Origin of the sequence: Neobacillus niacini (assembly GCF_031456445.1) — a bacterium.
GTDB lineage: Bacteria > Bacillota > Bacilli > Bacillales > Cytobacillaceae > Neobacillus > Neobacillus niacini_I.
Genome location: NZ_JAVDUQ010000006.1, coordinates 68,837 through 84,606, shown reverse-complemented (window position 1 = coordinate 84,606; position 15,770 = coordinate 68,837). Strand labels below are relative to the sequence as shown.

General features: G+C 36.7%; 17 protein-coding genes and 1 pseudogene. 12 read left to right on the top strand and 6 right to left on the bottom strand.

The features are described from left to right. Window positions 1-119 precede the first annotated feature (119 nt). The 4 genes and pseudogenes from J2Y67_RS08165 to J2Y67_RS08150 all read left to right on the top strand — a co-directional run bounded on the left by J2Y67_RS08165 (window position 120) and on the right by J2Y67_RS08150 (window position 3,972). Window positions 120-491 carry a hypothetical protein gene (locus J2Y67_RS08165; RefSeq protein ID WP_310172701.1) on the top strand — a complete coding sequence of 124 codons (372 nt, stop codon included), beginning with the start codon at window positions 120-122 and terminating at the stop codon, window positions 489-491. 220 nt (window positions 492-711) lie between these two features. Next, a complete protein-coding gene (gene pyk / locus J2Y67_RS08160) occupies window positions 712-1,776 on the top strand; it encodes a pyruvate kinase (RefSeq protein WP_310172699.1) in 1,065 nt (354 codons plus the stop codon). Between the two features lie 375 nt (window positions 1,777-2,151). Then, window positions 2,152-2,384, top strand: a pseudogene (locus tag J2Y67_RS08155) (ABC transporter transmembrane domain-containing protein); the annotation flags it as partial. 304 nt (window positions 2,385-2,688) lie between these two features. After that, window positions 2,689-3,972, top strand: a complete 1,284-nt coding sequence (locus tag J2Y67_RS08150) for a VTT domain-containing protein (RefSeq protein ID WP_310172696.1) — start codon at window positions 2,689-2,691, stop codon at window positions 3,970-3,972. Window positions 3,973-4,013: 41 nt separating this feature from the next. Here the strand turns inward: J2Y67_RS08150 and serC are convergent, their stop codons facing one another. Together serC and brnQ are read right to left on the bottom strand one after the other, a co-directional pair. Beyond that, complete coding sequence (serC, locus tag J2Y67_RS08145; RefSeq protein ID WP_310172693.1) at window positions 4,014-5,111, bottom strand: 3-phosphoserine/phosphohydroxythreonine transaminase; 1,098 nt, start codon at window positions 5,109-5,111, stop codon at window positions 4,014-4,016. 478 nt (window positions 5,112-5,589) lie between these two features. Next, a complete protein-coding gene (gene brnQ, locus J2Y67_RS08140; protein WP_310172690.1) occupies window positions 5,590-6,942 on the bottom strand; it encodes a branched-chain amino acid transport system II carrier protein in 1,353 nt (450 codons plus the stop codon). A 256-nt stretch (window positions 6,943-7,198) separates the two neighbouring features. Here brnQ and J2Y67_RS08135 point away from each other — a divergent pair, with 256 nt between their 5' ends. The 5 genes from J2Y67_RS08135 to pdxR all read left to right on the top strand — a co-directional run bounded on the left by J2Y67_RS08135 (window position 7,199) and on the right by pdxR (window position 11,289). Continuing rightward, window positions 7,199-7,717: a hypothetical protein gene (locus tag J2Y67_RS08135; protein WP_310172687.1), complete on the top strand. Its 519-nt coding sequence runs from the start codon at window positions 7,199-7,201 to the stop codon at window positions 7,715-7,717. 144 nt (window positions 7,718-7,861) lie between these two features. After that, a complete protein-coding gene (locus J2Y67_RS08130) occupies window positions 7,862-8,206 on the top strand; it encodes a DUF6220 domain-containing protein (protein ID WP_310172685.1) in 345 nt (114 codons plus the stop codon). A gap of 22 nt (window positions 8,207-8,228) precedes the next feature. After that, window positions 8,229-8,825, top strand: coding sequence for a DUF2306 domain-containing protein (locus J2Y67_RS08125; RefSeq protein ID WP_310172682.1), 597 nt, complete (start codon window positions 8,229-8,231; stop codon window positions 8,823-8,825). A gap of 506 nt (window positions 8,826-9,331) precedes the next feature. Next, window positions 9,332-9,718 (top strand): YkvA family protein, encoded by a 387-nt coding sequence (locus tag J2Y67_RS08120; protein WP_310172678.1) that lies wholly within the window; start codon window positions 9,332-9,334, stop codon window positions 9,716-9,718. Window positions 9,719-9,843: 125 nt separating this feature from the next. Further along, window positions 9,844-11,289, top strand: coding sequence for a MocR-like pyridoxine biosynthesis transcription factor PdxR (gene pdxR / locus J2Y67_RS08115; protein WP_310172676.1), 1,446 nt, complete (start codon window positions 9,844-9,846; stop codon window positions 11,287-11,289). A gap of 36 nt (window positions 11,290-11,325) precedes the next feature. On the opposite strand, the gene J2Y67_RS08110 is transcribed toward pdxR, so the two are convergent. The 3 genes from J2Y67_RS08110 to J2Y67_RS08100 all read right to left on the bottom strand — a co-directional run bounded on the left by J2Y67_RS08110 (window position 11,326) and on the right by J2Y67_RS08100 (window position 12,736). Continuing rightward, complete coding sequence (locus J2Y67_RS08110) at window positions 11,326-11,757, bottom strand: YfmQ family protein (protein ID WP_310172675.1); 432 nt, start codon at window positions 11,755-11,757, stop codon at window positions 11,326-11,328. A 52-nt stretch (window positions 11,758-11,809) separates the two neighbouring features. Next, a complete protein-coding gene (locus J2Y67_RS08105; protein ID WP_310172672.1) occupies window positions 11,810-12,004 on the bottom strand; it encodes a hypothetical protein in 195 nt (64 codons plus the stop codon). A gap of 186 nt (window positions 12,005-12,190) precedes the next feature. Further along, window positions 12,191-12,736, bottom strand: a complete 546-nt coding sequence (locus J2Y67_RS08100; protein WP_310172669.1) for a Gp49 family protein — start codon at window positions 12,734-12,736, stop codon at window positions 12,191-12,193. A 196-nt stretch (window positions 12,737-12,932) separates the two neighbouring features. Here J2Y67_RS08100 and J2Y67_RS08095 point away from each other — a divergent pair, with 196 nt between their 5' ends. Together J2Y67_RS08095 and J2Y67_RS08090 are read left to right on the top strand one after the other, a co-directional pair. Further along, window positions 12,933-13,082, top strand: coding sequence for a hypothetical protein (locus J2Y67_RS08095; protein ID WP_310172667.1), 150 nt, complete (start codon window positions 12,933-12,935; stop codon window positions 13,080-13,082). A gap of 256 nt (window positions 13,083-13,338) precedes the next feature. Next, window positions 13,339-14,187 (top strand): MBL fold metallo-hydrolase, encoded by an 849-nt coding sequence (locus tag J2Y67_RS08090; protein WP_310172664.1) that lies wholly within the window; start codon window positions 13,339-13,341, stop codon window positions 14,185-14,187. Window positions 14,188-14,321: 134 nt separating this feature from the next. Here J2Y67_RS08090 and J2Y67_RS08085 read toward each other — a convergent pair whose 3' ends face one another. Beyond that, window positions 14,322-14,642, bottom strand: a complete 321-nt coding sequence (locus J2Y67_RS08085) for a thioredoxin family protein (RefSeq protein WP_310172661.1) — start codon at window positions 14,640-14,642, stop codon at window positions 14,322-14,324. Window positions 14,643-14,762: 120 nt separating this feature from the next. Between J2Y67_RS08085 and J2Y67_RS08080 the strand changes: the two genes are divergently transcribed. Further along, on the top strand, window positions 14,763-15,677 hold the full coding sequence (locus J2Y67_RS08080; protein ID WP_310172659.1) for a LysR family transcriptional regulator: 915 nt from the start codon (window positions 14,763-14,765) through the stop codon (window positions 15,675-15,677). Window positions 15,678-15,770 lie beyond the last annotated feature (93 nt).

Here is a 15,770-nt window from a genome sequence, read left to right as displayed (position 1 = left end):
CTCTGTTGATTTCCTTTTTTTATTTTGAAATGTTCAAATCAGAAATTCTACACTTTTCATGAAAACAGTAGTACCATTATTTTATATTGTATTTGAATTAATCCAAAGGAGAACAAAAAATGAGTTTTAAAAAGGAAGAACTACTCAAGTTGAAAGAAAACAATCAAGAACTTTATCAAAAAAATGTTCAGTCAGCCCTAGTAGAAAAAAGACAGGAATTTCTTGATGAATTTGAAGATTATTTTCGAGAACGAGGATTTGTCATTCGAAAAAGTAGTGATTCAGTCAGAGCCTCTTTTGACACCTTACATTTTAAGGCTTTTTCAGACGAAACTGGAAAACTTATGATTATGAAAGGAAAAGAAGAAATCGCAAACATTTACATTCATTTTGATGGAGACACCGATCCTAATTTTTATTACACGGGAAGCAATTTTGAGATAAAGTTTGACAGCCCATTGGCCATACTTGAAAGTGTTTTTCAGATATAAATAAATTTGGAGAAAAAATTATTGGCGTAAAGGCGGTCCTCAATTATCGAAAAACGATTTCCAATTTTCGATAGTGATCCCTAACTTGCGGATTCTACCATAAAACACCAACCAATTTTTGGTTGGTGTTTTAGTTTGCGCCATGTAGAGACTTACTTCTAATCGGATAATTGCCATTTATAGGGGACAATAATCTTAATTAATAATGTGAGGTGATTCAATGTCAATCGATTGTATTTGTACCATTGGACCAGCCAGTGATGATGAAGATACTCTTCGTGAGTTAATTAATCATGGAATGACTATAGCGCGATTGAACTTCTCTCATGGCACCCACGAGAGTCATGGAAATGTAATTCGACTGATAAAATCTCTAAGTAAAGAGACGTGCAAGCCGATTAAAATATTGGGTGACCTTCAGGGGCCAAAAATACGTTTAGGGAAAATTGAAGGAGAAAAAGTAACCCTAAAGCCGGGAAAAACCTTCACACTATATATCGACGAAGTAACAGGAAATGAACAACAGGCTAGTGTGGATTACCAGGGGCTAGTGAAGGATGTTATACCTGACAATCGAATTTTATTAAATGATGGAGCGGTGGAATTAACGGTTACGGATGTTGAGCCAGCGAAAGTGGTAACAACCGTCAAAAGAGGCGGCGATATTTCCTCTCATAAGGGCGTAAATCTCCCGGGAATTGTAACGAGCTTGCCTGCTATTACCGAAAAAGATCAACAAGATATTCAATTTCTATTAAAACAAGAGGTAAATTTCATTGCCTGCTCTTTTGTAAGGAAGGCCTCGCATCTTCAAGAGGTACGAAATTTCATTGGCAGGGAACAGGGATCTAAACTGGTGGCAAAAATTGAAACGATGGAGGCACTTCACAATTTTCAAGAAATTTGCTCGGAGGCAGAAGGAGTAATGATTGCACGTGGTGACTTGGGTGTTGAACTTCCTTATCAATGGATTCCGTTGCTGCAAAAAGCGATGATTGCCGAATGTAATCGGAATGATACTTTTGTTATAACAGCGACTCAGATGTTGCAATCTATGGTAGAAAATCCGCTGCCAACAAGAGCGGAAGTTATGGATGTGTTCCAGGCGGTGATGGATGGAACGAACGCTGTGATGCTATCTGCTGAAAGTGCTGCAGGGGACTTTCCAGTTCAAAGCATCGAAACCTTGAAGCTTGTCTCGCAATTTGCGGATATGGTAAAGCGTGAAGCACCGTTTGATTTGAGAGATATGTTAAATTTGTTGGATAAAACATTAGGTATATAGGAGAAATATTGATAGAAGGCACGGATAACCATTAGTTATCCGTATTTTTTTATGAAAAAAACACGGACCTGTGTAAAATTTTTTCTTTCTAAAAATTTATTTTCCACTTTTTGAAGTTATTTGCCGTTTTCAAGCATTTATTTTCCACTTTGGCTATTTTATTTTCCACTCTCCAGGTTTTCTGTTAAAAAGCCAGGCTTTGGGCTTGGCTTAGGTAACTTTTCTACTGAAATCACCCAATAAATCCCGTATATTTCCAGTGAACTGGGTTTTTAAATACTTCATTAGGCGAATTTTGATTTTATTTTCCACTTTATATTATTTATTTTCTCCTTTAGCCCGTTTATTTTCCACTTCTTAAGCTCCATCGCTTTTAGCCTTGCGGCATCGTTATTGATTCAGGCTGCTGCGAGCGAAATATCTATCTACTTGCTTAATCACATCGGTCAATCCGTTGTGGCCCGTATTCGGGAACGATTATGGAAGAAGCTTTTGGTCTTACCCGTCAGTTACTACGATGAATATCAATCAGGTGAGACCGTGAGCCGGGTGTAGTAAAAGGATTAATCACGGAATTGAGCAATTTTCTCTCCGGGACGATTTCCATAGAATGGCTCTTTGCATGGTTGCCTCTACCAATCTTTTCATTGTTTTACCTCCCCCAATTTTATGAATAAAGCCCAATTTTTTTTGCAGCTATATAGGTTTCTGTCATGATTTTTAAAAAGATTCTTTGTCTCCATAATCGGGCATCTTATGTTTATAAAATGAACTTGTACTTTCACTGAATAAAGAATTAATAATTCATGAAGATGCAAATTGTATTCATCATTCATGCTACATTGTTAATAGAGTTAAATTTGGAGATTGTTCAAATTAGCTTATTTCTCTTTTAAATTTGGAGGCATTTCTATGTCACATTTAATCACTTTATTTGAACAACACAGTTATCTGATTCTATTTATTGGGATATTTCTAGAACTCATGGCTCTGCCTATTTCTGGGGAGTTTTTAATGAGCTACGCAGGGTACTTTGTCTTTCAGGGAAAGATGAATTACATTTTGGCACTGCTCACCGTCTTTTTAGCAGGTGGTGCGGGGATTACGGCTACGTATTGGATTGGGAGGGCAGGGGGATATAAACTAATCGAAAGATATGGGAAATATATTCATCTTGGACCTGAACGATACAAAAAAACAGCGGCCTGGTTTGAACGATCAGGCAGTAAATTATTGGTCATTGCTTATTTCATTCCGGGAATTCGACATTTCACCGGTTATATATCGGGGATTTCAAGAATGCCATTTCGCAAGTTTTTCATACCAGCCTACATTGGTTCATTTTTATGGGGATTATGCTTTATTACATTAGGAAAAGTATTGGGTCCCCGCTGGCAGGTTTTCCATCAAGCAGCAAGTAAATATTTTATCATTTTCATTATCATTTTTGCTGTATTGTTAGTAGCATATTTGTTATACCGGTTTTATAAAAATCAAATTAAGGACTTTTTCATTCGTTTCGTGAAATGGTTAATCTTCCGGTTTAAAACGATTCGCGCAACCGAAATCTTTCTAATTTTTCTAACTCTCGCCTTTATTGGAATGGTCACCTTAATGCTCAGCATTGCTCAGGACTATCTGGCAAATGACTTTACAGAATTCAATGAAGTAACGGTATATCTAATTAAGTCCGCATTTTATTTAGGTTGGACGAAAGGATTTTTAGGCTTACAATCGCCATATTTTCTTGGCGTCGCAATTGTAATAACCACCCTTCAGATCTGGCGAAGAGGAAGGAATAGGGGGTTGGAGTATCTTTTACTTGTCGTAACCATCATTGGGGCAAAACCTTTTCATGATACCCTGATGGAGGCATTTTCTTATCTTCAATCCTTTGGATTTATTGGGAAATTTCACTCAGCTGACTTTCCTGATTTAAATGCAATGGTTTTGATCATTGTATTCGGATCATGCATCTTTTTACTTGTCCGTCATTCGAAAAGCTTACCTATGACCGTATTTGTTCCTATATTTGGCATTATTTTATTATTAGGTGTTACCATTGCCAACATCTTAGCAACCGATATACTCCCTAGTGATTTAATGGGTGGATATGTTTATGGAGGTGTTTGGATCTTTTTTAACTTCCTATTGTTTGAAATGTTCCGGCTTGTTTTGGAAAAAGAATTGAAATGAAAAATGAGACTGCTAGGACTTAAGCAGTCTCATTTTTATTCTTAGATATTTTCTTTTTGGAACTTCACCATAAATTCACTAAATGCCTGACAAGCTTCATAAGGTACGGCATTGTAAGTAGATACGCGGCAGCCGCCGATGGAGCGGTGGCCGTTGACTCCGACAAAGCCTTCTTGTTTTGCTTGCTCTAAGAATTTCTTTTCTAGTTCTTCATCTTTTAAGTTGAAGGTAATGTTCATCAATGAACGGCTGTCTGCTTCCGCATGTCCAATGTAAAATCCTTCACTTGAGTCAATAGCGTCATAAACGAGTTTTGCTTTTTTCTCATTTAGCTCAGTAATCGCCTCAATTCCACCCAATTCTTGAGCCCAGTTCAGGACTTCGCCGAGCATGTAAATGCCAAATGTTGGCGGTGTGTTATACAATGAGTTATTTTTAGCCTGCGTGCTGTATTTTAACATCGTTGGAATATTGGTGTTCGCTTGTTCAAGGAAATCTTTGCGAATAATCACTACGGTTACACCTGATGGTCCAAGGTTTTTCTGGGCACCGGCGTAAATAAGCGCAAATTTGCTGACATCAATTGGCCTTGAAAGAATATCACTGGACATATCCGCAATCAATGGAACATTCCCAGTGTCCGGGTATTCCTGCCATTGTGTGCCATAAATCGTATTGTTGGATGTAATGTGCACATAAGCATCATCTTCTTTATACTGCAATTCATCAAGCTTAGGAATGCTGCGATATTTGTCGTCTTTCGTGGAAGCTGCTTGGTAAGCTTCTCCGAATAGAGAAGTTTCTTTAAAAGCTTTTTCCGACCAAGAACCTGTCATTACATAGGCAGCTTGTTTTCCAGGTTGTAAAAAATTCATCGGAATCATTGAAAATTGAAGACTTGCTCCACCTTGAAGGAAAAGCACTTCATAGTTTTCAGGAATAGACAGTAATTCTCTTAAATTGCTAATTGCCTGATTATGTACCTCCTCATACGCTTTGCTACGGTGACTAAGCTCCATCACAGACATACCGGTACCGCGAAAATCAATTAATTCCTGTTGTGCTTTTTCCAGGACGGAAATAGGTAAGGCAGAGGGACCAGCATTAAAATTATAGGCACGCTTTGTTTGTAGTTTCATTATGAACTCACCTCAAATTTTGATTTACTTGAATATAACATATTTTTTAAATTTTTAGGATAAGTATTTTGTTGCGTGAGGGAGTAAATCGTGGTAAGAAAGGGTTTCCAATGTTGTATTAATGGGAAAAGGAACGAGGATTATTTTTTTATTTCATTTTTAAAAAGATTTTACCAGTCGGAAAAAGTGGGATCCCCATTTATCAATTGTTTGCTGTATATATTAGCGACAGTGTTCATTTTGGTACCAGCCGTTTATATACGGACGGCTTTGAAATTTGCAGGAGAATCTGCCAAGTGAAGAACATCCCGATTCTGATGGTTTCTGCCAAAAAAGAACCAATACAAATATAATCAACATTAGAAAAGGGTCATCAAATGGTAACCGATTTGATGACCCTTTCTTGTTATTCTAAATGTATTTCTTATAAAAGAGGTTTTTTCTACCTCATTGCCCTTACTTCTGTTGCAGAACTCCATTATTGTGTTTCAATTTTTTTAAGACGGGTGGGCCACAAATAGCCGACCATAGCTCCCACTACTGCTGGTAATATCCATCCAAGACCAATATCGTAAAGTGGCAAATAATGGACATAAAACGTTTTTATAGATTCGAACAAAGAAACAGTCGCTCCAGGTAAGCTGGTGACTAATGTGCTATAGCCGTCCAAGATACTTATAAAAAAGGTTAGAAGCATCGCCATTGCATAAACACTTCTTTTATGGCCAAATAATGGTGAGAAAAGTGCCAATAAGATCAGAACAATGGCCAGCGGATATAAGAACATTAATACTGGGATCGCGAATTGAATGATATTGTTTAAGCCGAAGTTTGCAATTATAAACGAAACAAGACATAGAATTGCCACGAACCATTTATAGCTTACTTTCGGAAAAACGGAATGGAAAAATTCGCTGCATGATGTAATCAGCCCAATGCTCGTTTTTAAACAAGCTAGTACAATAATAATTGCCAGTAAAATGTTACCGAATGAGCCAAAATAGTGTTGAGCGACGGCTGCAAAGATCAGTCCGCCATTATTGAAATTCCCTATAGCTGATACACTTGATGCACCCATATAGGTAATTAATCCATAAATGAGCATCATGAGCCCCATTGCAAAAATACCTGATTTCCATGTTGCTTTTGCAATAGCTTTCGTATCGGTGATGCCTTGGCCCTTTATCGCATTGATGACAACAATACCGAATGCGAGGGAGGCAAGGGCATCCATTGTGTTATAACCCTCTTTAAAGCCTGTTATAAAAGCGAGTCCGCTATAGTCCCCTGTCGGTTTTCCAAAGTGTCCCATTGGTTTCACGATAGCAATGATAATTAATACGAATAAAAACACTAAAAACGCAGGTGTTAAATATTTTCCGATATAATCCATGATTTTTGCCGGATTCAATGAAAAATAATAGACAATTGCAAAAAATAAGAAGCTAAAGAGTCCGAGATAAAGACTTGTGTGCGATGGATTAATATACGGTTCAAACCCGACAACGAATGGTACTGTTGCCGTCCGTGGAATAGCGAAGAACGGCCCGATTGTTAAGTAAAGAGCCATTGCGAAGACAATTCCAAATAGGGGATGGACGCGACTTGTTAAATCTCGCAAGCCATTACTGCCAGATAGACCAATCGCTAGAATCCCCATAAAGGGTAGACCAATTGCTGTGATTAAAAAGCCGATTAATGCCGGCCAAAAGTTGGTACCAGCAAGTTGCCCCATCTGGATTGGGAAAATCAAATTTCCCGCACCAAAGAATAGGCCGAACAACATCGTACCAATGACTGCATACGTTGAAAAGGGTATTTTTTGTTGCATACAAATTGCTCCTTTTTGATGTTTAATAAATGTTTTTTTCTAAAATAATATAATAATATAATAATTTCAATACTTTTGAAAGGGATTGTTAACATTTTCACCCGTCTTATTTTCAAGTTTTTTCTCCTAACTACTAAAAAAGCGAAGGATTTCTCTTTCATTTTTTATACTTTTTTTAGATTTGGTTTAGATTCCTTTTAGACACAACGATTATCATTAATAACGGAAATAGTTTTGAAGAAAGGAGATCTATTGAATGAAAAGACTAAGCCTAACCAAGAGAAAATGGCTGTTAATCCTTCATTTATTGTTTTCCGCGATCATGCTAGGAGTTTCGATCGTTTTTCTAATTCTTAGTATAACGGCTGCCAACACAAACAATGTAGGGGTACTGAAAGCATGTTTTTCCAGCATGCATGTGCTTGCGAAGACATCCGTTCGTGTTTCTACGATTGGCACCGTAATAACAGGAATTTTACTTTCTGTGCTGACTCAATGGGGATTGTTCAAATTTTACTGGATTATCGTTAAAGAAGGGTTAACGTTGCTCTCGATTATATTGGGACCATTCGCAATGTATACCTTAACGCTTAAAGCAGTCACATTGACAACGAATGATGGGATAAACGCACTGATCAATCCAGCATTTACAGTAAATAAATGGCAGCTTTGGATTGGAATTATCCTTCAGATTATTTCACTAGTTTCGATGTTCGTGATTTCAGTTTTTAAGCCCTGGGGACAACGAAAAAAGAAAAAGATGAACCTTGTATGAAAATGAAGGGAGAAGAGAAATGGAAAATAAAAAAGGGAATGTGTTAAATAAAGATGAAAAAGCATTACCACGTGTTCGCACGGTAAGGCTTATATATGGGGGTCTGGCAGCCGTTTATTTTATTGTGTAATCCTTCAAGTATTTTTGGCAGGATTGGGGCTGTTTGTAAATTCTAGTGATTGGCAACTGCATCGAGTATTCGCCAATTATTTTGAGGGGATAGCGTTACTCCTATTTCTATTAACATTTTTGGGAAGAATTCATGGAGGACTTCGCTGGTTCCCTTTAGGCTTATTGGTTCTTACATCTTTACAACATATGACCATTCAAACTTTTTCCGGATACCTGCGGGCTCTGCACACGATTGATGCCTTGTTGTTATTTGGAATCTCAATGCACTTAATGAAACGTTCATGGCGGTGGCTGTCGATTGGAAAGAAAAAGTATTTACAATCAAAAAAGCCTGACTGTGTAAATATTGAAAACTAAAAGAGGTTGGTGGGGATTGGTTGTGATCTCAGTTGGAGTCATCATTCCTTTTGCGGCTCCCTATTTAACATTTAATCCTGCCGATAGCCGTGTGTCAATTACTTCGACAGCCGTACAATTTCCTCTTTTGGTAGCCCATATAATATCGGCATGTGTTGCGGTAATAACTGGCTTTGTCCAATTTATTTATCGAATTCGAATAAAGACTCCTACACTGCATCGCTATTTTGGCAGGGTTTATGTAATGAGTGTCTTTATAAGTGGAGGACTTGCTCTAGTTATTTCTTTCTATATTGAAAACTTTTCGAAAGCTGTTTCTTTCCTAGTTTTATCGCTTATTTGGCTCTTTACTTGCTGGAAAGGGTATCGGACGGCGGTAAGAAAACAATTGGAAAAGCACCGAATATGGATGATTCGGAATTTTGGAGTTACGTTAGTGGCGGTAAGTGGCCGTCTTGTGGTGCCAGTATTACTCCTAATTTATTCTTTATTAAACGGTTTCTCCCTTCCAGGGGGAAGAGAAAAGATGGTCGAAGAAGTACTTAATGTTAATATATGGGTAGGGTTATTAGTAAATTTTATTTTAGTAGAGTGGTGGATACTAAACGAAAAAAATTAAGTATGTTATTAACCCATTAAATGTGATAATAAATATGTAAACCCAAAAGTCCCGAATGAACCAATACTTACCGCCAAAACAAATATAGACCAATAAACATTGGAATTATGTTCTTTTCTGTACCTAAATAAAGAAAATAATGAGAAGAGAATACCAATAATGAAAATGAACATCCATAATCCGCTAAATAACAGAGTTTTTAATCCAAAAAACAGGAATATTCCTATATAAAAAATATTTAGGGCTGAAAATACTATTAAAATGTTTCTAATCATTTTCCACCTTCCCTTGTTTATGATTAAGGTATATTTTACCATAAAAATGTATTTAAGGAAATTAAAAAATTTAACCAAAGACCATTTCTATTGTTTATCCATGGGGATTTGGCCTTCATCTGCCTGAAAATACAAAACTATGTGTGTATTTTCAAATTCCTGTAAAAACTATCAGATAGAACTAAATTGGCATAATATGAATAAAATCGTTACATTTTAAAGGAGAAACAAATGGGTCAAATAAAGACTTGGGCAAAAAATTTAAAACGAAAAATATTTATTCTTTACTTTGCCTGTAAAGATAAAAGAGTACCTTGGTATGCAAAAACCTTTACGGCTGGTGTTGTAGCCTATGCCTTCAGTCCGATTGATTTAATACCCGATTTCGTACCTATTCTTGGCTACCTTGATGATATCATTATCGTACCGTTAGGAATTATGCTTGCATTAAAGATAATTCCTATAAACGTAATCGCTGAGTGTGAAATGAAAGCAGAAGAAATGCTGAAAAATGGAAAGCCAAAGAATTGGGTTGCTGGTTCACTCATTATTATCATTTGGAGTCTTTTTGTACTATGGCTGATTATAAAAGGATATCAAATTTTGAAGGGCCAGTGATTTACACACTGGTCCTAATTCTTGATTCTCTAATAAGCTTGATCATTCCATCCTTACTTTAAAGCCTTGAAAAAGTATACAATAGGTATAAGTCTAAATCTAAATCGAAATAAAGGATGTAACAAATGGATTGGAAACCGGATCGAGAATCGAAAACACCTATTTATAAACAACTTGCTGTCTACATAGAGAATGGGATTGCTGATGGAACTTTCCCACCTGATAAACCATTGCCTTCTGAAAGGGGCATGGCGAAAGAGCTTGGAATCAACAGAAGCACGGTCGTCGCTGCCTATGACGAATTGGAAGCAAACGGACTCATTGATCGGAATAGAGGCAGTGGAACAACGGTTAGCAAAGATATTTGGGGAATGGCCAAAAAACGAATACCAAGTTGGAACCGATACATTGAGGCAGGTTCATTTCTCCCCAATTTGCCAGTCACACAAAGAATACATAAAGAAATGACGGATCATAAGCTAATTAATTTAGCCAGTGGGGAATTGTCTCAAGATCTTTTTCCAAGGACCTCCCTAAGAGAGATTACATCCAGCCGATCCTTTATCGGAACCTTGGGGTATGATCATCCCCAAGGGAATGCAATCCTCCGGCAAACGCTTACGGCCCATGTAAAACAATTTCGCAATATAGAAACAAACCCATTATCAATCCTAATTACTTCAGGCGCCCAGCAAGCTTTGCATCTTGTCGTACAATGTTTATTAAAACCTGGAGACGCCGTTGCGATAGCAAATCCGTCCTATCATTATAATCTGCCTGTATTTAAATCAGCAGGAATCAAAACCTATTCCTTAAAAATGGATAAAGAGGGAGTAAACCCAAACGATATCGCTTCTTTATATAAAAAACATCGAATCCGAATGATTTTTTTGAATCCTATTTTTCAAAATCCTACAGGTAGGTTAATGTCGGAAGAAAGAAGAAAAAAGGTTTTGGAATTATCCGCTGAATATGGAATTCCAGTAGTGGAGGATGATCCGTACAGTTTAACCTCTTTTACAGGGGAAAAAATGCAAACGCTCAAATCATTAGACCGGAATGGGAATGTTTTATATATTAGCTCATTGACGAAAATCGTTGCTTCAGGTTTGAGGATTGGATGGATTATTGGTCCAAGAGCGGTGATTGAACGGTTATCAGATGCCAAGCAGCAGGTTGATTACGGACATGCCAGTTACATGCAATGGATTGCTAATGATTTTTTAGAGTCCAGCGATTTTGAATCTCATATGAAGAATTTAGTGAAGCAGTTAGAGAGCAGGAGAGATCAAATTGTCATCAGCCTGCAGTCTTTATTAAAAGAACAGGTAGAATTTTTTATTCCGAATGGTGGAATTCATATTTGGTGTAGAATAAAAAAGGACGTTAACGAAAATCAACTTTTAGAAGAATCTATTAAAAGAGGGGTCATTTATGTTCCTGGATCGACAATGGGGTCAGAGAAGGGATATGTCCGATTCACCTTTTCAAGGGAAAATGAAGTAAATATACATGAAGGGATTAAAAGGTTTGCTGATGCTCTGAATGCTGTTCAAAATGAAAAGAAATAAGGCGGTCATGAAAAGACCGTCTTTATTTTAGCCTTATTAAGCAGAAAATGACCATTTTTGTAGTCTTTTTGAAAGCAAACGATAGGCAACTACCTTTTTCTTGTACTGTTTGACTACCTCTACGTGATGATTTGAACAGTACACATATATCATAACCTCTTTATTACCCTCTTTTGTCTCAAAGACGAAAGGGGGTTCACTGTTCACTGGGTATAAATATAATTCCTCTGTCCCTGGGTAAATATAATGCTTCTTTAAAAAGGTAGCTTCGTTAAAAGAATGAAGCACTTCCATTCTGGCTTCACCTTCAAGCTGTTTCTCCCCAAGGGTAACGGTAACATTTCTGTCAGTAAGTTTTGTATGAGTTTCAAATTTGTTGATTAGCCATTCCACTGGACCGGTTGGAAGACAGGTCATTAAGATTTTAACAATACTTAAAAGAACAATTGAAACCACAGCCCATGTCAAAATTCATCATCTCCGTTTAATGTATTCCTAATAAGTAGTGGACTATTCTAATTTAGGAAGTCAACCAAATGTAGATTCCTAGTGAAATCAGTGCGATAATAATAATCACTACATAGATTAAGGTCAAGTTAGTTGTATTTCTTTTTGTAGAGTTCGTATAGTCCTCATCGGGCTTCCCGGTTATGAATAAGGTCAAAACGACTGAAATAATTAGAATAAAAGTAACCAAACCTAACATTATATTCATGCTGCACCTCTTACCATACTTTCTTTATGATTCCATCATAACGTATCTGAATGGATTAAATACCATCCAATTTAGCTGAAAAATGACCATCCACTTTAAGGTCATCTTCCTCTAACAAAGGGTAAAAATCCGCAGTCAAATGAGAAAGGACCAGTGATTTTTACATCACTGGCCCTTTTTATTCCCTTAATGATCATGATATTTGTAGCTTTCTAATTCCCTAATTCTTTGCTTGATTCGTTCTAAACAAATCTGGGTATTTTCGTCTTTATTGTAATTTGCCGAGTCTTTGCTCGTAGTTGATTCTGTGAGGACAAAACCATTAACCAGTTGAACTGCAACCATTGTACATTTGCCAAAAAGTTCAACGATTTCCACATGGGCAGTTTCCATCATTGCATCAATGTCAGACTGTGTGATTTCCTGTTTTAGCACCTCTTCCTTTGGACTGACTGTAGCAATAAATTTATATTCCGTTGGTTCAAATGCGATTTCAAAAGCTTGCTCTGAAATTTCAATGATCTCATTGGTTGCTAAATTTTTAACCTTCACGATCCCATAATTCGTCATTTCTAACAATTCCACTTTATTTTCCGTTCCTTTTACCCGGTAAATCTTCAATTTCTCTTCCCCCCATACCAATTTTCCTTCAAAAATACGTTTTAAAAATGCATCAACCGAAGGCTGTTGCATTTTTCGTGAATCATCCATACTTAATAATAGATTATTCACGCCTAATTCAAGCGGTGAAACATGTATAAAAGGGATTCGAGGAAAAATAAAGGAATGAAATTGAGCTAGTTAATATTGTGATAATTGTATACCTAATTAGAAATTGATTTAGCAAACAATCTATATCTGAATTTTCGAGGAGTGAATAACGAATGCTAAAAGAGTATTTTTTAATCCACATAAATGAGGTGAAACAATGGTAAAGAACAATCCGATTGAATATACGGGTAAAGTTCTGGATCAAAGAAATAATCTTACTGGTCCAGACGATGCTGGAAAAGGGACCTATCCAAACCCACCAAAAAAAGTAAGCATACAACAGCAAAACCGGTATAATCAGCAATAGCCTGATGATTGAAGATACCAAATCAGATTTAACCTCCTCAATAAAACAGCAGCCACTATGGCTGCTGTTCCGACCGAATGATGGTACCTATAGGGGAGTTGTAGGACGTATCAACTGTATCGTTGAACATAATTGATCTCTTGACAAGTGTAACATTATAATAGTTCAATGATAGGATTAGACAGTGAAGGATTAAGCTTTTTCAAAAAATATGCCTAATTATTAAAAACATTTAAGGTAAGAGGGAGAAGAATATATGCATTCGATTGAGAAGATTGGTAAACGGTTTTGGTATATAACGCCAATATCTGAGACCGACCGGCCGATTCTTGGGATGGTGGTTGGCGATCACAAGACATTAATGATTGACGCAGGAAACTCGGTAAACCATGCCCAATATTTTCAGGAAGAACTTTCAAAAAAGCAAGTCCCAAAACCTGATCTGGTTGTCCTTACTCATTGGCATTGGGATCATATCTTTGGTCTTGCGGAGTTAACGAATACAGTATCTATTTCTTCCAAAGAAACGAAAGAGGAGATGGAGAAATTAATTCATCTGTCTTGGTCAGACGAGGCATTAGAGGCAAGGGTCAAAGAAGGAACGGAGATTGAATTTTGTGCAAACGCGATAAAGAAGGAATACACCGATCACCGAGATATCACCATTGTTCTACCAGATTTGGTCTTTGAAAATTATGTGGAAATAGACCTTGGTGGAGTAACCTGTATCGCACAACACGTCGGAGGGGACCATGCCTCAGACTCTGTCATTGTGTATATCAAGGAAGAAAAAATTCTATTTTTAGGTGACTGCATTTATCCAGATATTTTTTCCAAAAAAGAAAACTATACAATTCACGGAACACTTAAACTTTTAGATTTATTAGAGGCATTTGATGCTGATACATACATCCTTTCCCATTGGAAACCGATTACAAAAAAGGAATTTAATCAGGAAGTCACCATGCTTAGAACCATTGCAAGACTAACAGAAACGTATAGCGGGAAGCAACAGGAAATAAAGGAAGAATATGAGAAATACGTAAAGAGGGAACTTTCAGAAGACGAAATGGCAACAATCACTAATTTTGTGAATGGATATTAAATTTCACCAAATTTAAGGGGATATTTTCTACCTATTAAAAGGAAAGAGGCTTACTCTTTGTTTTTTGGAGAGTTAACCTCTTTTCTTTTTAAACGCTATCAACCAATATCTGAAGACTTGTTGAAAAATACTCTTTAGTCAAGCAAGCTATATTTTTTTAAGGATTCAATCAGCATTGCTTTAGGTTGAAATCCTGTTATTCTGTTCACCAGATGGCCATCTTTAAACAACAATAATGTAGGTATTCCTAGTACCTGAAATTGACTTATAAAATCCTCATTTTCATCGGAGTTCACTTTTACAATTTTTAATTCCAATTCATCATCAATTTCTTCCAAAACGGCTCCAATCATTCGGCACGGAGGACACCATGGAGCCCAGCAATCGATAAGCACTGAATGACTAGTTTGGATTTCCCTGAGAATTTCTTGCCCATTAGCGTGTAAAATACCCATGAAAATTCCCACCCTTCTTATATTCTTGATTGTAGTATATGATGAGTTGTGTTATAAGTAAAATTAATACTTTTAATACCTTAAATAAGTAAATACTAATGGAAGCCAATGAGGGATCTAATGACTATATTTCAATTAGAGGTTTTCTTAAAGGTAGTTGAAACGAAAAGTTTTACAAAAGCAGGGGAGCAAATTGGTCTTTCACAATCTGCTGTCAGTCAAGCAGTTGCAGCTTTGGAATCAGAGTTAAATATAAAATTATTAAACCGACACAGAAATGGGGTTAGCGTTACAGAAATTGGAGAGCGCATTACGAGCCTGATTAAAGATTTAATCACAATTAAAACAAAAATAGAAAATGAAGCAAATGGAATGACAGGTCTTGAAACAGGAACGGTAAAAATCGGAAGTATTTCCGGCATGGCAACGAAACTATTGCCAGGAATGATCAGTTCATTTAAAAAACGATTTCCCGGTGTAGAAATTACTCTCTATGAAGGAAATTATGAAGAAGTGAAAAATTGGATTAAATTATCGGTTGTTGATGTTGGTGTGGTCACGGAGGAAAAGCATGAATTTGAATTTATTCCCTTATTACAGGATAAAATGGTTGTAATTGTTCCGGAGCAACACCCTTTGGGAAATCAATCGTCTATAACAGTAAAAGAAATCGCCAGTGAACCTCTGATTATGCCAAAGGAATGTGCTCGTCTACTTCGTGCAATCTTTAAGGAACAAGGAGTAACCCCAAACAGTCAATTTGAAGTCAGCGATATTACGACCATCGTTGCGATGGTACAAGAAGGGGTTGGAAATACCATACTTCCGGAGCTGGCAATTCCCTCAACTTTGCCGAAAGTCATTGCTTCCTACTTATCCCCTCAAGTGTACCAAAATTTAGGGCTTGAGGTCCGTTCATCAGATTACATTAGTCCCGTCCTAACCGCTTTTATCCATGAGGCCCAAGAATTTACAAAAAACTTATCATTAAAATTATTTAACAGCTATCAATCTGTTATTGTAAAAAAAAGATAAATTCATTTTATAAAGGTGAATTTAACAGTCTTCAAAGAAATAAAGAGTGAATTTTATCAATGGAGGCGAAAGTACAAGCCTTTTCTTTTAAAT

Bases quoted from the DNA above. Each gene is read 5' to 3' on its own strand.
- J2Y67_RS08090 (WP_310172664.1), top strand. From the start codon at position 13,339: ATGCATTCGATTGAGAAGATTGGTAAACGGTTTTGGTATATAACGCCA.
- pyk (WP_310172699.1), top strand. From the start codon at position 712: ATGTCAATCGATTGTATTTGTACCATTGGACCAGCCAGTGATGATGAA.
- serC (WP_310172693.1), bottom strand. From the start codon at position 5,111: ATGAAACTACAAACAAAGCGTGCCTATAATTTTAATGCTGGTCCCTCT.
- J2Y67_RS08095 (WP_310172667.1), top strand. From the start codon at position 12,933: ATGGTAAAGAACAATCCGATTGAATATACGGGTAAAGTTCTGGATCAA.
- J2Y67_RS08135 (WP_310172687.1), top strand. From the start codon at position 7,199: ATGAAAAGACTAAGCCTAACCAAGAGAAAATGGCTGTTAATCCTTCAT.
- brnQ (WP_310172690.1), bottom strand. From the start codon at position 6,942: ATGCAACAAAAAATACCCTTTTCAACGTATGCAGTCATTGGTACGATG.
- pdxR (WP_310172676.1), top strand. From the start codon at position 9,844: ATGGATTGGAAACCGGATCGAGAATCGAAAACACCTATTTATAAACAA.
- J2Y67_RS08120 (WP_310172678.1), top strand. From the start codon at position 9,332: ATGGGTCAAATAAAGACTTGGGCAAAAAATTTAAAACGAAAAATATTT.
- J2Y67_RS08080 (WP_310172659.1), top strand. From the start codon at position 14,763: ATGACTATATTTCAATTAGAGGTTTTCTTAAAGGTAGTTGAAACGAAA.
- J2Y67_RS08085 (WP_310172661.1), bottom strand. From the start codon at position 14,642: ATGGGTATTTTACACGCTAATGGGCAAGAAATTCTCAGGGAAATCCAA.
- J2Y67_RS08150 (WP_310172696.1), top strand. From the start codon at position 2,689: ATGTCACATTTAATCACTTTATTTGAACAACACAGTTATCTGATTCTA.
- J2Y67_RS08165 (WP_310172701.1), top strand. From the start codon at position 120: ATGAGTTTTAAAAAGGAAGAACTACTCAAGTTGAAAGAAAACAATCAA.
- J2Y67_RS08105 (WP_310172672.1), bottom strand. From the start codon at position 12,004: ATGAATATAATGTTAGGTTTGGTTACTTTTATTCTAATTATTTCAGTC.